Raw genomic sequence first — 20650 nt, 5'->3', positions numbered from 1 at the left:
CTCAACACTTTAACCTATATGAATGTAACAGAAACCGATCCGAGTGATCCGAAGTCAGCTTGAATACTGTCTTTACTATTCACTGAGACTGCACCAGATAACGCACCTGGTAAAATTAACTCACCTGCTTTTAATCCAATATTAAATTCATGTAGTTTATTAGCTAACCAGGCAATAGCTTGTGCAGGATGCCCTAATGCGGCCGCCCCAGCACCTGTTGCAATTAAACTATTATTTTTATACAGTGTCATCCCAGTTGTACGTAAATCTACTTTATTTATGCTAGATAATGTATTACCAATTACAACCTTTGCTGACGAGCCATTATCCGCTACTGTATCAACCAATTTGATTTTCCAATCAGCAATACGGCTATCAATTATTTCAAGTGTAGGTACAACATACTTTGTTGCCATCAGTACATCAATGTATGTAATATTAGGCCCTTTTAAATCTCTCTCTAAAACAAATCCTATTTCTGCTTCTACTTTCGGAGATAGAAAAGAACTTATTGCGATTGTACTTCCATTTTCTATTTTCATGTCATCTAACAAATGTCCATAATCTGGTTCATTTACCCCAAGCATCTCCTGCATCGCAACACTCGTAAGTCCAACTTTCTTTCCGATTACACAATGCCCATTCTCCAACTTTCTTTCTACTACTTCAAGCTGAATATTATAAGCATCCTCAACTGATAAATCAGCATATCTCTCAGTAAAAGGAGGTATCCCTATACGTGAATCTTCAGCCTGTAATAGTTCATCAGCTAACTCTTTCATTAACAATTGCTCTCACCTCATTTTTTAATTTATATATCCTCAATTCTTTACATTGTAGACTAGCCCCCATCCATCTACTTATTTTTATAAACACCAGATGGGAGCTCTTTGTATGTTAAGTTAAAATATTATCCTTATAATTTCATCGTTACCGTCTTAGCTTCTGTATAAAATTCGAAACTATGACGCCCACCTTCTCTACCAATACCACTTGCCTTTGAACCTCCAAATGGAGTACGTAAATCTCGGACATACCAACAATTAATCCATAGTAAGCCTGAATCAATTTGCGAAACCACTCGTTGTGCTCGTCTAAGATCATTTGTCCAAACAACTCCAGCTAGTCCATAAATGGAATCATTCGCAATACGAATTGCATCCTCCTCCGTTTTAAATGGAATAACAACTAAAACTGGACCAAATATCTCTTCCTGTGCTACACGCATACTGTTATCAACATCATATAGAATAGTAGGTTCATAAAAGTTTCCTTCCACTAGACTCTCTACTCTTTTTCCACCATAGGCTAATTTTGCCCCTTCTGAAATTCCTATTTCTACATAACGATCAACTGTTTCTAAATGAGATTTTGATACAAGCGCTCCCATATCTGTCTCTTCAGAAAGAGGATCTCCAACTTTTATTCTTTTTACAGCCTCTACAAATTTCTCTAAAAACTGTTCATATACACTTTCTTGCACTAGTAATCTTGAACCAGCTAAACAAATTTCTCCTTGATTCCGATAAATAGCTTCAATTGAGCCTTGTACTGCTTCATCTAGATCTGCATCTTCAAATACGATATTCGCTGATTTACCTCCTAGTTCTAATGAAACAGGTATTAAGTTCTCTGATGCATTACGCATAATTGTCTTGCCTGTATTACTTTCTCCAACAAATGAAATTCTTCTAACAGCTGGATGTGTTGTCATTTTTGTCCCAACAGTATTTCCCGGACCTGTAATAATATTAAGTACACCTGGTGGTAGTCCTGCATCATTTGCAATTTTACCAAGCATAACTGCACTTAATGGAGTATAAGAGGCTGGTTTGACAACAACAGTATTACCAGAAGCAAGTGCCGCTGATGCTTTCCATGTCATTTGCATAAATGGCAAATTCCAAGGAATGATTAAACTTGTCACTCCCGCAGGAGCATACTTTGCATATGACATAAAATTATGTTTGTCATAGTGCTCGTGCACCATATATTTAGCCATTTCAGCAAAGAAGCGAAAATTATGAGCCGAACGTGGTATATCGAATCCTTTACTTTCTTTAATTGGCTTTCCCACATCCAGAGTTTCTATATAAGCTAGTTCATCCACTCTTTCCATAATCAAATCCGACATTTTGCATAAAATATTTGATCGCTCTTCCACAGGCATTTTACTCCAAATGCCGCTTTTAAATGTACGTTCTGCCACATCAATTGCTCTTTTGGTGTCCTCTTCATTTGCCTTTGCAATAGATGCAAGCTTTCTATTCGTTGCTGGATTGAACGTATCAAACGTTTCACCACATACAGAATCCACATACTGTCCATCAATAAACAATTTCGCATCTTTCACTTTCAGTTTGTCCGCTAATAATTCTTTGTTCACCTTCCTTACCTCCTACTCCTCAATTTCTAAAACCATCTCAATTTCAATTGTTGTATTATTAGGTAACTGAGCCATACCGACTGCTGAGCGAGCATGTTTCCCCTTTTCTCCAAATATATCTACTAATACATCCGATGCACCGTTCATTACTTTTGGCTGATTAATAAAGTCTTCCGTACTATTTACAAAACCAAGTATTTTTACAATTCGTTTTACCTTATTTAAATCACCTAATTCATTTCTCACAACACTTAACAAATTCAACATCGATTGCCTTGCCGCTTTATACCCTTCATCAATTGAAATATCTTTTCCTAATTTCCCGTGATACTCATCTACGCCTTGTCCAGCAGTAAATAATAAGTTACCTACTCTTACACAACTAACATAATTTCCAACTGCCGGGCGAATAGCTGGTAGTGTAATTCCTAACTCACTTAGTTTATCCTCAGGTGTTTGTACTCTCTGCATATGCTACACCTCGTTTTTTTATATCAATATTTAAAAATTCCGCAGCATTTCCCCCAAGCATTGCTGCTTTTTGTTCCTCTGATAAACTGGCTGTTTCATCAATCACTTTACCCGGATCAACTTCTCGCAATAAAAATGGATAATCTGAACCCATGAAAATCTTTTCATGCCCAAACCTTTCAATCATATATTTCAAATTAATAGGATCATAATTTAAAGAATCAAAATAAAATTTCTTTGCATAATAACTAGGAGGATGCGTAGTCAATCGTAAATGCGGCCATACTTTCCAGCCTTGATCTAACCTTGGCAAAATATATGGGAAAGAGCCGCCGCCATGCGCAAAACAAACCTTTAGCAGTGGAAACTTCTCCATTATTCCACTCCATACTAATGTAGCTGCCGCAAGTGCCGTTTCACTCGGCATCCCAACTGTATACATAAAATTATGATGTGGCATTCTATCACGTCCTAATGTTTCCCATGGATGAATAAAAATCGGAACTTGCCATTTTTCAGCCATTCGAAAAAATTCAATAAACGATGGGTCATCTAAATTTTTTCCATTTACGTTTGTACCAATTTCAATACCATGTAAATGTAATTCCGTTATACAACGTTCCATTTCACGAATCGCAGTTTCTCCATCTTGCATCGGAACCGTTCCTAATCCTACAAAACGATCTGGATATGCTAAAACTGTTTCTGCAATAAAATCATTTTGAATACGTGCCATACTTTCGGCTTCCTCTGGTTTTGCCCAATACGAAAATGTAACGGGGATTGGTGATAGAACTTGAATATCAACACCTTCACGATCCATATCTTCAATTCTTTTCTTAGGACACCATACTTGGTCTGTCACGTCTCGAAAATTTTTACCTCCAACCATAATACTTGCACCACATGTACAAGTCCGATTTAATATCGGCCAACGACCGCCACCAAACTTCTCTTCAAAATCTGGAAAAGTTTCAGGAATAATATGTGTATGAAAATCTATTCGCACTTCCATTCCTCCACTTCCTCTGGCATAATATGACCGCAGTTTTTACACGCTCGAATTTCTTTATTTGAATTAAAACTATGAATTGCTTCTTTTACTTGTTTTTCAATATCACTTAATTGGACGCGTACACGATGCATTTCATGATTACACTCATCACAGAACCAAACGAAATCCTCAAGTTCTCCTTGGCTACGTTTTCTTTCAATTACGAGCCCATATGTGTTAGCAACGCGATGTGGTGAATGCGGTACCATAGCTGGGAGCATAAATACATCCCCTTCTTTTACTGTGACGACTTCCCGCTTCCCTTCTTCTGTAATACATTCCACATAACATTCACCTTTAATTTGATAGAAAAATTCATCTGAAGGATCTACGTGGAAATCACGTCTTCTATTTGGACCACCTAATATCATGGCGATAAACTCTGAATCTTGCCAAATAACTTTGTTATTTACTGGTGGCTTCAATAACTCCTTATTCTCATCAATCCATTTTAGTAAATTAAAAGATTGCAATGTTTTAGACATATTATTTCCTCCTCATAATTCCTTTTTAGTTATATTGTTTTAAAAGACCAACCGAGCAAAGAGTTAGACTTTTGTAAATCTCCTTGATAAACATAATCTCTAATTCTCGTTGAAGATATTCGCTCACCTTCATCACAGCAAATATCTTTCACTATAGAAATATTGAAGTGCTCTCTTAGCAAATCTATATTGCCCTCCCGATTTTTTCCAAACTTAAAATCTTGGCCAACAAAAATTTCTACAGGGCTTAGTCTTTTTATATCTTGAATAAAACAACTCGCACTTTTTGTTATATAAGACTCATCAAACCGAATTACAATCACATGTTCAACACCAAGACTTTGAATACGTTTCACCTTCTCATCAATAGGTGTTAATACTTTCGCCCCTTGAAAGTATGAGCGTGGTGGTGGATCAAATGTATACACAACATTTGTTATCCTTAATACCTTTGCCTTCTCAACTGCATTTTTAATTACAGCTTGATGACCTTTATGCACACCATCAAATGCTCCAATTGAAACTATAGATTTCGTTAATTCAGGTATACACTGCTCATGTATATAAATGATACTCATCTCTTTTCTTCTAAAATTAAATTTCCAAATAACCAAATTCCTTGGAAATCAAATTTGCTGTATTCATCACACTTTGAATTATGATTTCACGATTACTTCCCTGCATATATGATATAGGTCCAACAATATTAAGCGCCGCAATAGTTCTCCCAGTATAAGATCGAATAGGAGCTGCAATTCCATATAGTCCATGCTCATTTTCGTTATCACTAATTGAATAACCTTGCTTACGAATTTTCTGTAACTCTGTTTGGAATTGTTTGACACATGTAATGGTATTGGGTGCTCGTCGTAAAAGCCCTTTTTCTGAAGTATATTCTAAGGGTGATGAATGAAATGAAAGCAGCACTTTCCCTGTGCTTGTACAATATGCAGGTTCTCTTGATCCAACATGTGTTGAAATTTGAACGGACTCCTTCGATGAAACTTTCAATATAAATACAACATCACCACGGTCAAACATACCGATATGCACAGTACCACTAAAATTTCTTACTAGCTCTTCAACAAGCGGAATCGCTCCACTATATATCTCTTGCTGAAACATGACTTGATTTCCCCACTCTAACAATTTCCAACCTAATCTATATTTTCTTTGCTCATCTTGTATGAGCATTCCTTCTTCACACAACGTACGAACAAGATGGTGAACCGTACTTGCATTCATATTTAGCTTTTCCGCTATTTCCGAATTACCTAGCACAGGCTCATCACTTGTGAAGCAATTTAGAATTTTGCAAATTTTACTGATAGAAGCGATCAAATCATATACCTCCCCTATTCCAGTTACAGTTCTCACGTTCTAGATATTGTTAAAAATATAAGAAGAATTACATCCTAACAGTAAAATTCTTTCTATCATCTATTGCTCCTTCCTTTTCCAAACAAAAATGTAAGCGCAAACATTTTTTTGTTTAACTTAAGGCCCCTTCAGATGAACTCGATTGCAACGCATTGTTCACAAGTGAAAAAGTTTGTTGTTTTTTGTACGCATTATAAAACATTCCCATTTTACGCACCGGATCTCCAGAATAATAACGCTCATATTGTAATAACCGTTGTCCAAAAGCCTCACCACATAAGTCCCATGCTAATTTAAACAAACGAACCCGTTCCTCAGAGGATACTCCTTCACGCCCGATATAATACTTTTGCATATCATCATGAATCTCGGGGTTCATAAAATCAGCACCTGTCGGTGACATTAATAATCCACCCGCACCTATAGTTTGAATAATCTCAATAGCCCGCGGATACATCTTAGGTAATAAACTGCGTATCGTATCAAGCGGTAACCTCGCAGGAATAACTTCTCCATATGAATTCGTTTCATACTCATATTCAGCTACTTGCAGGAGAGCACGTATCGTTTCGACATCTTGCATAAGCTCTGCTAACTGGTTTTGTACATTTAAAAAACCATCTACTCCAATCGAATCTGCTAATTTCATAGCTACTTCAGCTGCAAAAGATAGTTTTACTAACCCTCTTACCCCAGATTGATGTGCTGGTTGATGACCAATTCCGGTTTTAGGATACAATTGATTCCCAGCTTCCACACTTTGATAAATAAATACTTTATCCCACGGGATAAACACATTATGAAATACTAGTAATGCATCCATTTCCTCAAACCTTGATGCGAGTGGATGATCAAATAAAGATCGTTTTCCATCTTGCATTGGCTCACGACATAGAATTCTTAGACCTGGTGCGTCAATTGGAACTGCAAAAGAAATTGCATGACGTTCATCACCTGGCTTAAAACTTGGATAGGAATATATTATTACCTCATCCGTAATCGGCGCCAGTGTCGCTAACATTTTAGCACCACTAACATACATTCCTTCCGCTGTTTCACTTACTACCCCTAAATGCATTGTTTCATCTTCTTGTTGATGGGAGGCCTTACTCCGATCATTTTGCGGATTAATAATTGCGTGTGTTAAAAACAAATCATTATCCCTTATATGTTTATAATAATTTTTTATATTCGCTCCCCATTCTGGATTAAACTTCTCAAAAAACCACGAATTACTTGCCATTGAAGTAACCGTTACATTTAAAAAATCAGGTGTTCTACCCATTAAACCATAAGTAGCTTTTGCCCACACTTCAAATAATTCACGGCGTACTTTTAAATCCTCATAATTTTTCGGTACTAAAAATGCATTTGATACCCTTTCTCCTGTCTCTTCGCATATATGAGTAATCTTATCTTGATATTCTGGATTGTGCTGCATATCATACAAGTTCGCAATTTGTATAATTGGTTCACGAAAAACATCTTCATTTACTACATCCGTTACTTTTCTTCCTCCAATCCAAATTTCAGGATTTCTTTTTCTCAATCCTTCAATATACTGTTCCCCTGTTCTAATTGCCATTCTTTCCCCTCCAATTTCCAATAATAATATACTAAAAAGTTTAGAAACTTCATTAGATGACTGAATTTTCAATCATTATATCAATTCTATTTCTTACAGATTCTCCTTTATTTCATATTATGAAATCTTAAAAATTTTTTAGTGTATATGAGTAAGAAACGGTCCCCCGTCCCTTACTCATTTAATTTATAAATTAAAAAATGATAAAAAATAAAAAGAGAAATGGCATCCCATTTCTCTTTTTCACTCTTATTGTTCTTTTTCTGTATTATTTAAAGGCAGTTTCTTCGCTTGTTTTTCTTTAAAGATTTCTCCAATTGCCCCAAGAGTACCAAGTGTTTCAATTGCATTAGATGGAATAAAGACTTTATTTGCTGGTCCTTTCGCAACTTCAGCTAATGATTCAAATGATTTGTAAGCAAGTATACGTTCATCTAAATTCGCTTCACGAAGTAATTCAATTCGGTTTTGTTCTGCTTTTGCAATTTCCTCAATCGCTCTTGCTTCCCCTTGCGCTTCTAACTCTTTCGCTTCTTTAATACCTTCAGCTTCTCGAATACGTGCCTCTTTATCCCCTTCAGCCATTAATATTTTACTTTGCTTCTCCCCTTCAGCACGAAGAACTTTATCTTGTTTTGCAGCTTCAGCTTCTAAAATAATCGCACGTTTATTACGCTCTGCTTTCATTTGTTTTTCCATTGATGCTTGCACATCTTTCGGCGGATTAATATCGACAACTTCAACACGTTCAATACGAACGCCCCATTTTTCTGTTGCTTCATCAAGTGCTAAGCGAATTTCTGTTGAAATTTTTTCACGACCAGATAACGTTTCATCCAGTTCCATTTTACCAATGATTTGACGCATCGTTGCTGAAGTAATGTTACGTACACCGTATTCATAGTTCGAAATACCATATGTCGCAAGTTCCGGTTCAACGACTTGATAGAAAATAATTGTATCAATTTCCACTTGTACATTATCTTTCGTAATTACCTTTTGTGGTGGTACATTCGTTTGTTGAATACGCAAGTCGTGATATACGCGAACGCGATCCACAATCGGGATTAATAAATTTAATCCCGGCTGCATAACACGCTGAAACTTACCAAATCTTTCAACGACTCCAACTTTTTGCTGTGGAATAATTTTAATTGTTAATGCGATAAATGTAACAACAATTAGTGCAAAAATAATCGTTAACGTTAATACTATCATATTTATTCACTCTCCTTTTTTACTTGTAATATAGTACTATGCCTCTTTATAACAATAACTTTTTCTCCAGCATCAATTGGATCATCTGCAATAGCTGTCCAAGTATCTCCATCCACTTTCACAATACCGTTCGCTTCATTTGTAATCGCTTGCATAACAATCCCTTTTTTACCTGCAAGCATATCTACTGTATCAGTAAAACCTTTTGCTTCCCGAAAGTTTTTTGATATTCTTTTCGTAAAGAAAGTCAATGTTAAACTTACAATCGCACCAGCAACAACTTGTAGCAATAGTGCTTCAGGAACAAACAAAGCAATAAGACCTCCGACAACAGCTCCAATTCCAAGCCAAAGCATGTAAAATGTAATCGACAGCATTTCCGCAATAAATAAAATACCAGCTATTATAAACCAAATTACCCAAGCAGCCATATGCAACCCTCACTTTCTTTCTCATTTTCTATATGTATATGAAGAAAAGAATGGTTTATCCGCCCTTTCTCATACGTAGGCGCTTACTACGAGCTATTGTACATATTCACTGTTATAATGAGTATTATTAAAATACTATATTAATATATTCTTCATTATACATGAAATTCCCTTTCAAAAAGTGACAAAAAATTTAATTCTTTCAAAATTTATTTTTCACATTATAATTATTATAACTACTGTCATATTTTCCCCAGAAAGGGTGTGTGCTTATTGCAAAAACGTTCATTGACTTACTATTTAGGATCGAAAATATGCATTACTCTCGCTGACATCGTATACGTAATGATTATTACAACTCATATGTATATCACAACGAAATCAGCTACATTAACTGCTCTTTTTCCATTATTACAAGTCATAACTAATCTTATAGCAAATACATCTGCACCACTTGTAATGAATCGTTTTCCATCTTATTCATTACTGTTTACACTACAATGGATAAAAACTGCTCTATTATTTTTATTAATGATATTATTCCCGGTCCTTTCCACAAACATTGTAGTACTATTCATTTTCATTTTTTTCATTTCATTATGTAGTGGCTGGAGCGCTCCATTACTATACGGTATTCTTCCGCGACTTACACCGAAAGAAAAATTAGTAAAAGTAAATAGTATTTTTTCCTTTTCCACACAAATTGCACAAGCCGCTGCTTATTCATTTACAAGTGTTATTGTGCTTCTTATCGGTGCTTCTTCTACACTCATGATGAATAATATTTTGATGATTTTCGGATGTGTTGCACTACACTTCTCATTACGATCCCTACATACTGAACGAGTAATAGAGCCTTCTTCTTCAAAAGGTGCTACTTTATTGGAAGGTTGGAAACTCTTATTTCAAAACCCTTCTCTCCGTACTGTTACATGTATGGACTTAATTGAAACTTTTGCAGGGACGATATGGATCGGCGCTATTACGATGGCTTATGTAACAACTGTCCTTCATAAAGGAGAAGAATGGTGGGGATTTATTAATACAAGTTATTATGTTGGGACGTTAATTGGCGGTCTATTAGCATGGAAAATGAGTACATACATTCAAAACAATTTAATACGCTCTATGGCAATAGGCTCTCTTCTGTTTAGTATTCTTACATTTTTATATGGTATGACAAGTAGCGGCTTTATTGCGCTTTTTCTGTGCGTTCTAATGGGACCATGTTATCAAATTAGAGATATTTCTCAAACAACTGTTTTACAATCCAGCGTCGCTCCTTCTTTACTATCAAAAATGTATACAGCTCACGGCGCTCTCCTCTCAACAGCTTCTGGCCTTTCTATGCTGAGTGTTGGCATTATTACCGATTTGTACGGTGTTCGTACGATTTATATTCTCGCTTCAATCCTTATATTGTGCTCTGCTTGTTTATCATTTAACTTATTAAAATATGATAAGACAAAGCAAGAAAACATTTCACTTTAATAAACAAAATAAATAGGACAGGATTTCCTGCCCTATTTATTTTATTTATGATAAGTTAGGAGATTTCCGATGCTTTGTCGCTTGTTCAAAAGCGTATGCGAGTTTAATTAAAGTCCCCTCAGAAAAAACAGTGCTTGCAAGCGTAATTCCAAATGGTCTCCCGTTATCCATATATCCCGCAGGTATTGCTATAGACGGATAACCTGCTTTGGCACATATAGTGGAGCCTATATAAGAAGGGAACAGAATCGCATCAAGATTATATTTTTCCAGTGCAAAATCAATGCCTTGTTCTTGTGAAAAATATATATCTTCTAATCTTGCATTTAAATATTGTGGATTTCTTAACGTATTAGGAAAATCTTTTCTTCTTTCTAACTTAGTTTGTCCATATCTCAGAGCTCTTTCTGCTATGTTTTCATTAAACTTCATTAACTCTGAAATAGAATGGACTGGTATAGTAGAAGGCAATTTCGAAAGATAGTTATCTAAACTATGCTTTAATTCATAGAGCGATACCCCCCAGCTCCATTCTCTATGAAAAGACGGAATATTAATATCCTCTACTACTGTCGCACCCTTACTACGTAATACTTCAATTGTTTCCTTAAACAAATTCTCATCATACTCACCAGATTCATAATAATCTTTTGGTGCGTTGTTATATACACCAATCTTTGTTCCATTTAAACCGTTAACATCCAAATACTTTGTATAATCATGTTCTGCTATCCCTTCACTTTTACGAGTAGCTACATCTTTCTCATCTACCCCTGTTAAACTCCCTAGCAAAATAGCGGCATCTGTTACTGTTCTAGCAAATGGCCCCGCTGTATCTTGCGAATACGTAAACGGAATAATGCCTCTACGACTAATTAAACCAACAGTCGGTTTAATACCGACTACAGAGTTTTGAACAGCTGGACTCAAAATAGAACCATCCGTTTCTGTTCCAACCGATATTACTGTAAAGTTAGCAGCAACTGCTATGGCAGATCCTGTACTTGAGCCCCCAACAAACATATCATCCTCACCCGTACCGTAAGGGTTTATTGTTTGCCCACCTCTTGCACTATATCCAGCCCACATTTCAAATGACATTGCATTTGCTAATTCTGTCATATTTGTTTTCCCTATTATCACTGCTCCTGCTTCTCGCAGCTTCGTAACGAGAAATGCATCTTCACTACTTATATGTTGTTCTAGCGCAATCGTACCTGCACTTGTATGCATAGAGTCATTCGTTTCAATATTATCCTTAAGTAAAACCGGTATACCATGTAATGGACCTCTTACACCTTTTGTTTTTCTTTCATGATCTAGCGCTTCTGCAATAAAGATAGCTTCCGGATTGATTTCTAAAATAGAATTGATTTTCGGTCCGCCTTGATCATACTTTGCGATTCTATGAAGGTAATACATAACTAATTCTTTTGAAGTTAATTGCCCAGCTGCCATTGCTTTTTGTATATCATGAATTGTTAATTCTTTTTGTAGTAGTGTATTGAACTGAATCTCCATCGTCATTCTCCTTCTATAAAGCCTTTTATTGATAACATGTATCTATTACTTGTTCATTTTCTCCGCTCCTCGCATATACAAATACAATCCAATTAAAAGAATTCAACTTACCACTGTAAAAACCTTTTATTTCCTGAAAAATAAAAAAAGTCTGAAACGAATTAACTTCCGCTTCAGACTCTTTTATTATTTTACATATACCTCATCTAACAAATGTAAAAACTCACCTTGTTTCCCCGCTAATTCAGGGCATTTTGTAATATCAATCCATTCATAGCAAAATACTAAGCCTTCATCTTCCTCACCGGCACTTACAATATGTTCCCAACGATCTTTTACATCTGTTAGTAATGTTACGTGGAAGAAATGGCGTTTTTCATATTCCTTTTTTTCTCTTACATGTATGATGTAATCAACTAGGAATTGTTCTATGCATAAATGACGTAACCCAGACTCTTCTTGTACTTCACGTAAAATCGCTGCTTCTAGCGTTTCCCCTTCGTCAACTGTTCCCCCTGGCACTTGTATACCAGCTTCAGGTATATCACGATGTTTAAAAACAAGCAGTTGCATAACTCCTTCTTTTTCTCTTGTCACATATGCGTGTACTTTTTTCTTATATAACACCGTCATAATCCTTCTCTCCCCTCAATTGTTCACTCCGCTACTTCTTCAAGTGTCAGTTGATTTTCATATAAATATGTAGCTTGTGGATTTCCCACATACCTCACGTGCCATGGTTCAAATCGATAGCCCGTAATCGATTCTTTCTCTTTTGTATATCGAATGACAAAACCAAATTTATGGGCATTTTCAGAAAGCCACTGCCCTTCTTTCGTTTCACCAAAAATTGTCTCTAACTGAAACTTAGCAGATTGTGATGTGATATCCATAGCTAGTCCTGTTTGATGTTCACTCGTTCCAGGAACTGCACTCGACATTGCTGTTTTTGCTTCTCCATCTTGTTTTTTATACATTGTATTTAACGCTTTTTGCCGATCAAAAGATCTAAATCCAGAGACTGCAAATAAGAAAACACGCTCCTTATCCGCTTGCTGAAACATTTCCTCAAGCGCACCGGCTGCTTCTTTCCTCATTTTTTTCTTTTCTTGATCACCTTCACTAGAGTAGCGCACTTTCGGAATAACTAAATCTGGCGGTCTATACCCGTCTGGTAAACGCCTACTTTTATTCACAAGCACAAGCATCGAATTCGGATTACTAATTACCGCAATATCCCCATCCATATTCGCAATCGTTTCTTTCGCTTTCGGAAATATGTTATTTACATTCACCTCGCGCGCTTGCTTATCCTTATACATTTTATAATTGATTCCCGCTACTCCAACTATGAGTATCGCCGCTACGATACCAAGTAGTATCCATCTTTTTTTCATATAACGACCTCTTATTTTAATAATTTGGCCATTTCATACTCATCGATGTTCTCTCCATCGATAATAAGAGCAGCTCTTTTGACACCTTCCTTCTCAAATCCAGCTTTTTTATATAGTGCCTGAGCTCTTGTATTGTGGGCCATTACCGTTAATTCTAAACGCCATACATCATGTAATCTTGCCCACTTCTCGACCTCTTTAAACAATTTAGTCCCAATACCTCGCCCACTATACTCTTGCAAAATCCCAATTACAATACTTGCTACATGTCTCTTTCTTTGAATATGATTTCCATTCACTAAAATAAACCCTACTATTCTCTCTTCTTCAACTGCTACCAATATTGTTGCATATTTATTTTCTACAAAGCGCTGAATCATTTGCTCTTGTTGCTCGGCTGTGAATTTCCTTTCTCCTGGTTCATATAACATAAATTTCGTTTCTTCATCTAGTTGCTTACTTAATTGCAAAAATGATGCTGCATCTTCTACTTTGATTTCCCTAATCACTTCAATCACCCTACCAATTTCATAATAAAAAACTTTCCTTGTAAAAAGATTTTCTCTACTTTCCCGAAAATCCCTTTGTAAATCTCCCAGTATAATTTGACAAATTTCGATATTACTATAACAACGACAAATTATGTCTATTCTGTGACATCTCATCACTACAAAAAAACGCAAGCATTACACTCACGTTTTTTCAGACTCTCGCATTCATTTCTGTTTCACTTTATCCATTCACTTTTTCTGCCTGCCAGAAATATTCACCAAACGCTTTAGCTAGCGCATCAATTGATCGATTTAGTTCTTCCTCTGTATTATCTACGCCACCAACTTCAATTAATATCGCTTGTCCTGACAAATCTTGATTGTAGACACCATTTCCTGTTTGGAATCCTTTTTGAATGACACCACGACTAACGCCTGGATATTTCTTACTAATCGTCTCATGTAAAGCCGTTGCTAATCGCAAGTTTTTTTCATAGTTTTTGTTACCTTTCCCTACTACAAACGCAAGCTTTGCATATGATTTATCACCGATTATTTTTGTCGTGACATTTTTCCGAGCACTATCACGATGTAAATCAAAGAAGTATTGTAATTCTTTATTGCCGGCCATTGCTTCTTGTACAATTTCCCGTGACATTTTATAAGAACTATTACTATTTAACCCTTTACTAATCAACTTTTGACCAACATCAGTCTTGTCGTTAGTTGCTCCGATTCCTTCATTTGCTAATTGTTCACGAAATCGGTCGCCGACTATTGAAATATTCGTTACGGAACTTGTGGCTTTATTCGGATTTGGATCATTTGTTAAATTCAATAATGGCAAATAAGATTCCCAGCTATGCGAATGATAAATAAATGCAACTTGTCGTTTTCCTGTCGTTTGAGCTGGTTGCTTTTTCTCTTTATTCGTATCCGGCTTTTGAGCCTGTCCACCTTCTCCAGTCCGTTCTTTTACTACTTCTTCAAGTGGAACGCTCGACTCTATAGGCAAGTTAGAATAATTTGTTCCTTCACCCGCAATAACAATTTCTGTATCGTACTTACCGAAACCAGGTAGCTCTTTGCCGACAAAACTGCGTACATCGTTAAAACGAATATTCGTAGCCATAGAAAAGAGAAACGAAGATATTGAAAAATCTTGATTTAAATTTCGATATTCCTGTGTAAAATAATGATTCTCTTTCCCAAGAACGTACATGTAACCATTCATTGATAACTCATTTAACCAATTATATAAATACGTTGACTTTGTCTCTTTCATAGAGGTTACCATCATACTAATAAGAAAAAAAGTCGCTAGTACTGTAGCAATAATAAATAATACTAACTTACGTACACTCGTGAATTTCACATAAAAAAAGCCTCGATTCATACTATCACCTCTCTATTTCAAGTTATGTACAAGCTCTAGAGAATAGACCGTCTAAATTCCGGCTATATTGTTAATGAGGTGAAATGAATTGAAACTACTAATAGGAACACTACCCATTGTACTATCATTTATCTTTTATTGGCTTGCTAAGCATCCTACCATCCGTGTTGCGTTACTTATTTCAGCATATCTAGCACTTTATGTACTCGGTACAATCATTTCTATTCATATATATGATGTTTTAATACAAGACTTAGTTTTTATGACAAGTATTCATGGGATTTTACTAAATCCATTTTTTCTTATATCAGGAGCGTATATAGGGATATACACTTTGTACCTACTTTTGTCCTACATTATTACAAATATAAAAAATGGAGTGTAATGAGATGCAACCACCGTTCATCTGTCATACATGCAAAAAAAGAATTACGCGAAAGAAAGATCTTATTACTACCACATGGTACTTCCGCTTTTATGTATTTCATAGTGATTGTTTTAAACGACAGCAAGTTTTTATCTCACGATTTATCCCTGTGAATACACTTATTAATTTCTTTCTTATTATATATGGGCTGATTGTTGGTAGCATTCTTATGACTGCAGAGCCATCTATCATTTGGCTTGTTTTCTTACTTCCAATTTTATATCGGTTTCTTTCCTATTATTATGTTGAACGTTTTTTCTCTAAATAAAAGTTAGACTTTCCTCTAGGAATACTTAAACATTCCCACTCATTTTCTTTTAACATTTTACCGATGTAAATCATTTGTCCAATATGCAAAGCATAATGAGAAATTTGTCTTTCAATTGCTTGCATGACAGTATGTGCTTCACCGCGAATATATACCGTCTGCAATAAATGTTCTGGCGTTAGCGCACTCATCGTTTTAAAAACATATTCCCAACCTTCATTCCATGCTGCGAGTACCTCTTTCTTAGAAGAATAACCCCCTTCAAATTCAGCATCTCGGTTACGATCTATTTTTTCACCGTCAGATGTTAAAAAATCCGTCCATCTAGAACGCATATTACCGTGCAGATGCTTAATTATAATTGCTATGCTATTTGTTGCTTCATGAGAAGACCATTCAATCTGCTCATATGATAATTGTGAAAGCACCCGTTCCCCTTGTTTCTTTGTTGCTTCAAAATTCGAAATGGCACACTGTACGTATTCGCGTCCAATATCCATGTTCCCCCGCCTTTACATTAACTAATTTTTGTTCCATTTGGTAATTCCATATTAGGCTGCAGTAATACAACATCACCCGCTTCAGGTACTCCTCCTAAAACAAGCACTTCTGATTTAAATCCAGCTACACGTTTTGGCGGGAAATTTACAACTGCAACGATTTGCTGACCGATTAAATCTTCTGAGGTATATCTCTTCGTAATTTGAGCACTTGACTGCTTCATTCCAAGCTCTCCAAAATCAATCTCTAGTTTAATCGCTGGAACTCTTGCTTCTTTAAATTCCTCTGCATGTGTTACAGTCCCAATCCGTAAATCCAAAGTTAAGAAATCTTCAAAATTAGCCATTTTATCACTCCTTCCATTTATTACTTAGACAAAATAAAAAAATCCCCTTTAAAAAAAGAAAGGCGCCTAAGCACCTTTCTTTTGTATTTCACTTGATTCATTTGATTTATAGAAGAAGAAACCGAGGATCCCGCCAATACATGATGGGATTAACCATCCTATTCCTTCATTATATAATGGTAACATTTGTAATACGTTAGAAATGGCTTCAATTTTAATCTTCGCACTTTCTAAACCGTTAAAGAAACTAATTAATAATGCACCTAAAATAGCTCCAATATAAATGGTATTACGCTTCCCAATCCATTTATGGAAGTAAGAAAGTACAATTAATACGATTGCAACTGGATAAATAATCATTAACACTGGTAAAGTAACTGCGATTAATTGTGTTAAACCTAGATTAGATACAATTAAACTAAATACACATACCATTGTTACAATCGTTTTATGCGAAAGTTTTGGGAATAAGTTTGTAAAGAAGCCAGCACAGGCTGATGTTAATCCAACAGAAGTTGTTAAACAAGCAAGTACAATAACAAGTCCTAATAAAATTTTACCACTTGTTCCATATAACTCATTTACAACATTCGTTAAAATAAGTCCACCATTCTCTGATACCCCAAGTGATGTACTTGTTGAACCAAGATAAGCAAGTGATAAATAGATTAACGTTAAACCAAGTACAGCGATAATACCTGATACTACTGTTATTTTTGCAATTTGATTACTCTCTTTTATTCCTTTAGAGCGGATAACTTGTACAACTACAATTCCAAATACAAGCGCACTAATTGCATCCATCGTTAAATACCCTTGAATAAATCCACCAAAGAAAGCATTTTCCTTGTATGCCTCTAGCGGTGCAGCTGGTTCTCCAATCGGATCAACAATTGCCTTTCCGACAATTACAGCAACAATTAATACTAACAATGGTGTAAGAAATTTCCCGAACCAATCCACTAATTTTGATGGATTTAAAGATAAATACCAAGTTATTCCGAAGAAAATTATAGTGAAAAGAAATAGCATGTACCATTCGGAAACTAATGCCTCTGATAAAAATGGCTTCATACCCATTTCAAATGAAACGGCTCCCGTACGCGGAATCGCGAAAAATGGTCCAATCGCTAAATAACTAATCAATGGGAAAACAAACGCAAATATAGGGTGAACTCTAGAAGATAGCGCTTTCAAGTCCCCCTCTACAAACGCGACAGCTGTTACAGCTAATAGGGGTAATCCGACTCCCGTTACAAGGAATCCAATTGTAGCAACCCAAACATTCTCTCCAGCTTGTTGCCCTAAAACTGGTGGAAAAATTAAATTTCCTGCTCCTAAAAATAGTGCAAATAACATTAAACCGATTGCTACCGTATCACCTGGCCTTAAACGTCCCTTCATGCTTTTCATTTGCATAGCAATTTTTCATTGTTTATCTCTAATTTCACAATATGCTATGCATCCTCCTCTCTGCTCAAGCTGATAAAATATGCCCCTTACAAAGCAGTGTCTTTCTCCATAATTTCTCCATTCCCCTTATTTTTACTCTAATTATTAATTTTTGATTTTTGATTTTTTTGAATTTTTAAATCATTAGAGTGGTATTGCGTGGAGTATAGTTGTCAGACCTCTTTGTTTTTATCACACATATAGTAACATATTTAGTTGAAAAATAAAAACATATTTTCAAATTGACTTTTTTGAAAATCAAAATTATCTACATTTTTTATTCTTTTGCACAAATATTGTTTCAGACTCACTTATTATCCTATCATTATTTTCAAATAATTTTATACACGTAACATAACAAAAGCCATCCAATAATAGACGGCTTTTGCAGATTATTCTATCGTTTCAACTTCACGTGGATTTTTCATCTCTTCCACATACACCACTCTAAATCCGTGATCTTCTAAATCTTTCAATAACGTCTCTAATTCACCATCGTTAAACTCTTCTCCTAATGTAAACATAATTCTACGAACTAATAAGGCATCATTATCAAAAGTCATTAAACTTTGGATACCTGTATATTTTTTTAATACTGTCGATAATTTTTGAATAGCCCCATTATAATCTTGTGTCCCAATCATGACAGAATATTTACTAGAATGAACGCCCCAGGCATCTTCTAATAGCTCAAAAACCTTTTTATGCGTTAAAATCCCAAGAAAGACTCCTTTTTCATCAACTACTGATAAATAAGGTAATTTTTTTATTGTAAAAAATACTTTAAAGAACGAAGAATCTTCTCTGACATATCCTTCTTTATCGTTTAATAATTGCAATACATTTTCTTCCAGAGAACCTTTATATTCTAAAATATCTACTTTATATATATTCCCTAAATATTTCTCTTTTTTTTCATCTAAAACTGGTACACAACGATAACCAGTTTTATTTAAATGCTCTAGTGCTTCCCCTATCGTAATTGAACTTGAGCAAAATAAAACTTCCCTTTTCGGCACATAATTCCCTTTAATCCTCATAAACAGCCTCCTTATGTTAAAATACTTTCTGTGCCATAACTATATTATATTTTCAGAAAAAAATAAATGATTTATTTTATTTTTCTGAAAATTATTCATTTTCTTGTCATAATTTATTCACGTTTCATTCAATTCTATCCACTACAATACTAAACTTCTTTAAGAAAAATATATTGTAACTTACTGCGAAAAAAGCTAAAATAAGAATAAGAATTTTCTGAATATTCAAAGAGTAGGTGATTACATGTCTTTATTGCGCTCACATATATATAAATTTATCGTTGGTGTTCTCATTATATTTATCATTAGTCCTATTCCAGCTTTATTCATTACACATAAATACTCATACATAACCGGCTTTATAAGCATTTTCCATAACTTCGCACAACTTTATTCGATGACAATTCCAAAGATTGATTGGATGCACGAATCTATCTTTTTCTCAGCAAATCAGATGGTACATACTGCTAATCAATCAACACCGTTATTCCCTTACATGTGGGAAATATATTTTTTATCGATTGTTCGTTTTACCTTTACTCTTGCGATCGGATTCTTCATCAGCTTAGGGATTGGCCATTTATTTTTTAAAGCACCTCAATCGGTTAAAAAGTTCGCTTCTTTATTAAGATGGATTCCTTATTCTTTATGTACTGTATTATTACAATGCGCAGTCTTATTACTACTCCTATACATCACAAAATTTATAAAGATTCCTTACTACTCATCTTTTATCATCGTTTGTAGTACTTCCATGATTATCGTTATGCAAGCAATAAAAAAATGGATTCCTTTCTTAAGTAATACAAATGAATATGAAATAAAACAATCCTCTTTCCTTGTAGATACATTGTTTTTTGCGCTTACCTCGAATCATAAATCTATTTTAGGTTCCATTATTCTTTCATTTGTTTTTATGGAATGCGTTTTTCACGCAAGTGGACTATTGCAATTTATCGTTCAATTCGGCGGAAATGCACCTATTATTGTTACAATTAGCTTATTGCTTTTGTATATCCCGTATTGCATACTCTCATTCCTTCAAACACTATGGACGACAAACCATTTTAAACAACAATCATACGCTTTAACGAGAAGTATTCCAAAACCTTAATTTGAAATAACCCTCTAGAATCTGAAAGTAGGGGGTTATTCCTTTTGTATAGCGGACAAAATAACAGCAAATTCAAAAACCATTGCAGAAACATACCAATATTTACCCTTTTTCTTTGACTATTCTTTTCATTTGGATTTATTATAAAAGTATAACATAATTGCAGGAGGTGACATCTTTATTCCAAACGACGGAA

General features: G+C 35.1%; 23 protein-coding genes. 4 read left to right on the top strand and 19 right to left on the bottom strand.

The annotated features are described in order from the left end of the window. Positions 1–14 precede the first annotated feature (14 nt). The 10 genes from MR079_RS08085 to MR079_RS08040 form a co-directional block, all read right to left on the bottom strand. Positions 15–788 (bottom strand): 2-keto-4-pentenoate hydratase, encoded by a 774-nt coding sequence (locus MR079_RS08085; RefSeq protein ID WP_276608972.1) that lies wholly within the window; start codon positions 786–788, stop codon positions 15–17. Positions 789–916: 128 nt separating this feature from the next. Further along, entirely contained in the window at positions 917–2386 is a 1470-nt protein-coding gene (locus MR079_RS08080) for an aldehyde dehydrogenase (protein ID WP_242293822.1), read from the bottom strand. A 12-nt stretch (positions 2387–2398) separates the two neighbouring features. Continuing rightward, complete coding sequence (locus MR079_RS08075; RefSeq protein ID WP_001190048.1) at positions 2399–2857, bottom strand: RidA family protein; 459 nt, start codon at positions 2855–2857, stop codon at positions 2399–2401. Next, entirely contained in the window at positions 2835–3872 is a 1038-nt protein-coding gene (locus MR079_RS08070) for an amidohydrolase family protein (RefSeq protein ID WP_000453802.1), read from the bottom strand. Before MR079_RS08070 ends, MR079_RS08075 begins: the two co-directional genes overlap by 23 nt. Beyond that, entirely contained in the window at positions 3857–4396 is a 540-nt protein-coding gene (gene nbaC / locus MR079_RS08065) for a 3-hydroxyanthranilate 3,4-dioxygenase (RefSeq protein WP_000047733.1), read from the bottom strand. The genes MR079_RS08070 and nbaC overlap by 16 nt, the downstream gene beginning before the upstream one ends. 29 nt (positions 4397–4425) lie before the next feature. Next, a complete protein-coding gene (locus tag MR079_RS08060) occupies positions 4426–4974 on the bottom strand; it encodes an FAD synthetase family protein (RefSeq protein WP_000022932.1) in 549 nt (182 codons plus the stop codon). Positions 4975–4990: 16 nt separating this feature from the next. Continuing rightward, the gene (locus tag MR079_RS08055) at positions 4991–5737 is read right to left on the bottom strand and encodes an IclR family transcriptional regulator (protein ID WP_139867502.1); all 747 of its coding nucleotides are present in this window, start codon (positions 5735–5737) and stop codon (positions 4991–4993) included. A gap of 151 nt (positions 5738–5888) precedes the next feature. Further along, complete coding sequence (locus tag MR079_RS08050) at positions 5889–7361, bottom strand: 4-hydroxyphenylacetate 3-hydroxylase family protein (protein ID WP_139867504.1); 1473 nt, start codon at positions 7359–7361, stop codon at positions 5889–5891. A 249-nt stretch (positions 7362–7610) separates the two neighbouring features. After that, a complete protein-coding gene (locus tag MR079_RS08045) occupies positions 7611–8579 on the bottom strand; it encodes an SPFH domain-containing protein (RefSeq protein WP_139867507.1) in 969 nt (322 codons plus the stop codon). A 2-nt stretch (positions 8580–8581) separates the two neighbouring features. Then, positions 8582–9010: an NfeD family protein gene (locus tag MR079_RS08040; RefSeq protein WP_000741991.1), complete on the bottom strand. Its 429-nt coding sequence runs from the start codon at positions 9008–9010 to the stop codon at positions 8582–8584. Between the two features lie 273 nt (positions 9011–9283). Here MR079_RS08040 and MR079_RS08035 point away from each other — a divergent pair, with 273 nt between their 5' ends. Then, a complete protein-coding gene (locus MR079_RS08035) occupies positions 9284–10501 on the top strand; it encodes an MFS transporter (RefSeq protein ID WP_242293821.1) in 1218 nt (405 codons plus the stop codon). 45 nt (positions 10502–10546) lie between these two features. Here the strand turns inward: MR079_RS08035 and MR079_RS08030 are convergent, their stop codons facing one another. The 5 genes from MR079_RS08030 to spoIIP all read right to left on the bottom strand — a co-directional run bounded on the left by MR079_RS08030 (position 10547) and on the right by spoIIP (position 15306). Next, a complete protein-coding gene (locus tag MR079_RS08030) occupies positions 10547–12022 on the bottom strand; it encodes an amidase family protein (RefSeq protein WP_139867512.1) in 1476 nt (491 codons plus the stop codon). 186 nt (positions 12023–12208) lie between these two features. Next, positions 12209–12655 carry an NUDIX hydrolase gene (locus MR079_RS08025; protein WP_139867514.1) on the bottom strand — a complete coding sequence of 149 codons (447 nt, stop codon included), beginning with the start codon at positions 12653–12655 and terminating at the stop codon, positions 12209–12211. A 23-nt stretch (positions 12656–12678) separates the two neighbouring features. Next, the gene (locus tag MR079_RS08020) at positions 12679–13419 is read right to left on the bottom strand and encodes a M15 family metallopeptidase (protein WP_139867516.1); all 741 of its coding nucleotides are present in this window, start codon (positions 13417–13419) and stop codon (positions 12679–12681) included. An 11-nt stretch (positions 13420–13430) separates the two neighbouring features. Then, the gene (locus MR079_RS08015) at positions 13431–13928 is read right to left on the bottom strand and encodes a GNAT family N-acetyltransferase (RefSeq protein WP_139867518.1); all 498 of its coding nucleotides are present in this window, start codon (positions 13926–13928) and stop codon (positions 13431–13433) included. A 223-nt stretch (positions 13929–14151) separates the two neighbouring features. Then, positions 14152–15306, bottom strand: coding sequence for a stage II sporulation protein SpoIIP (spoIIP, locus tag MR079_RS08010; RefSeq protein ID WP_139867520.1), 1155 nt, complete (start codon positions 15304–15306; stop codon positions 14152–14154). Between the two features lie 88 nt (positions 15307–15394). On the opposite strand from spoIIP, the gene MR079_RS08005 reads away from it, so the two are divergent. Together MR079_RS08005 and MR079_RS08000 are read left to right on the top strand one after the other, a co-directional pair. Beyond that, the gene (locus MR079_RS08005; RefSeq protein ID WP_242293820.1) at positions 15395–15691 is read left to right on the top strand and encodes a hypothetical protein; all 297 of its coding nucleotides are present in this window, start codon (positions 15395–15397) and stop codon (positions 15689–15691) included. Positions 15692–15695: 4 nt separating this feature from the next. Beyond that, a complete protein-coding gene (locus MR079_RS08000; protein ID WP_033677760.1) occupies positions 15696–16001 on the top strand; it encodes a hypothetical protein in 306 nt (101 codons plus the stop codon). Here MR079_RS08000 and MR079_RS07995 read toward each other — a convergent pair. From MR079_RS07995 to cbpA, 4 genes are all read right to left on the bottom strand, one after another. Then, positions 15974–16501, bottom strand: a complete 528-nt coding sequence (locus MR079_RS07995; RefSeq protein WP_139867524.1) for a DUF1572 domain-containing protein — start codon at positions 16499–16501, stop codon at positions 15974–15976. The genes MR079_RS08000 and MR079_RS07995 overlap by 28 nt on opposite strands. A gap of 17 nt (positions 16502–16518) precedes the next feature. Then, entirely contained in the window at positions 16519–16848 is a 330-nt protein-coding gene (gene csaA / locus MR079_RS07990) for a chaperone CsaA (RefSeq protein WP_139867526.1), read from the bottom strand. A gap of 66 nt (positions 16849–16914) precedes the next feature. Further along, positions 16915–18252 carry a branched-chain amino acid transport system II carrier protein BrnQ4 gene (gene brnQ4, locus MR079_RS07985; protein ID WP_396022959.1) on the bottom strand — a complete coding sequence of 446 codons (1338 nt, stop codon included), beginning with the start codon at positions 18250–18252 and terminating at the stop codon, positions 16915–16917. 440 nt (positions 18253–18692) lie between these two features. Further along, a complete protein-coding gene (gene cbpA / locus MR079_RS07980) occupies positions 18693–19340 on the bottom strand; it encodes a cyclic di-AMP binding protein CbpA (RefSeq protein WP_087994535.1) in 648 nt (215 codons plus the stop codon). A gap of 244 nt (positions 19341–19584) precedes the next feature. Between cbpA and MR079_RS07975 the strand changes: the two genes are divergently transcribed. Further along, a complete protein-coding gene (locus MR079_RS07975; RefSeq protein ID WP_139867529.1) occupies positions 19585–20454 on the top strand; it encodes a hypothetical protein in 870 nt (289 codons plus the stop codon). Positions 20455–20650: the final 196 nt, after the last annotated feature.

The sequence above is a fragment of the Bacillus cereus group sp. BfR-BA-01381 genome (assembly GCF_022663555.1).
Classification (GTDB): Bacteria; Bacillota; Bacilli; order Bacillales; family Bacillaceae_G; genus Bacillus_A; species Bacillus_A pacificus.
This window is presented reverse-complemented; position numbering and strand designations above follow the sequence as displayed.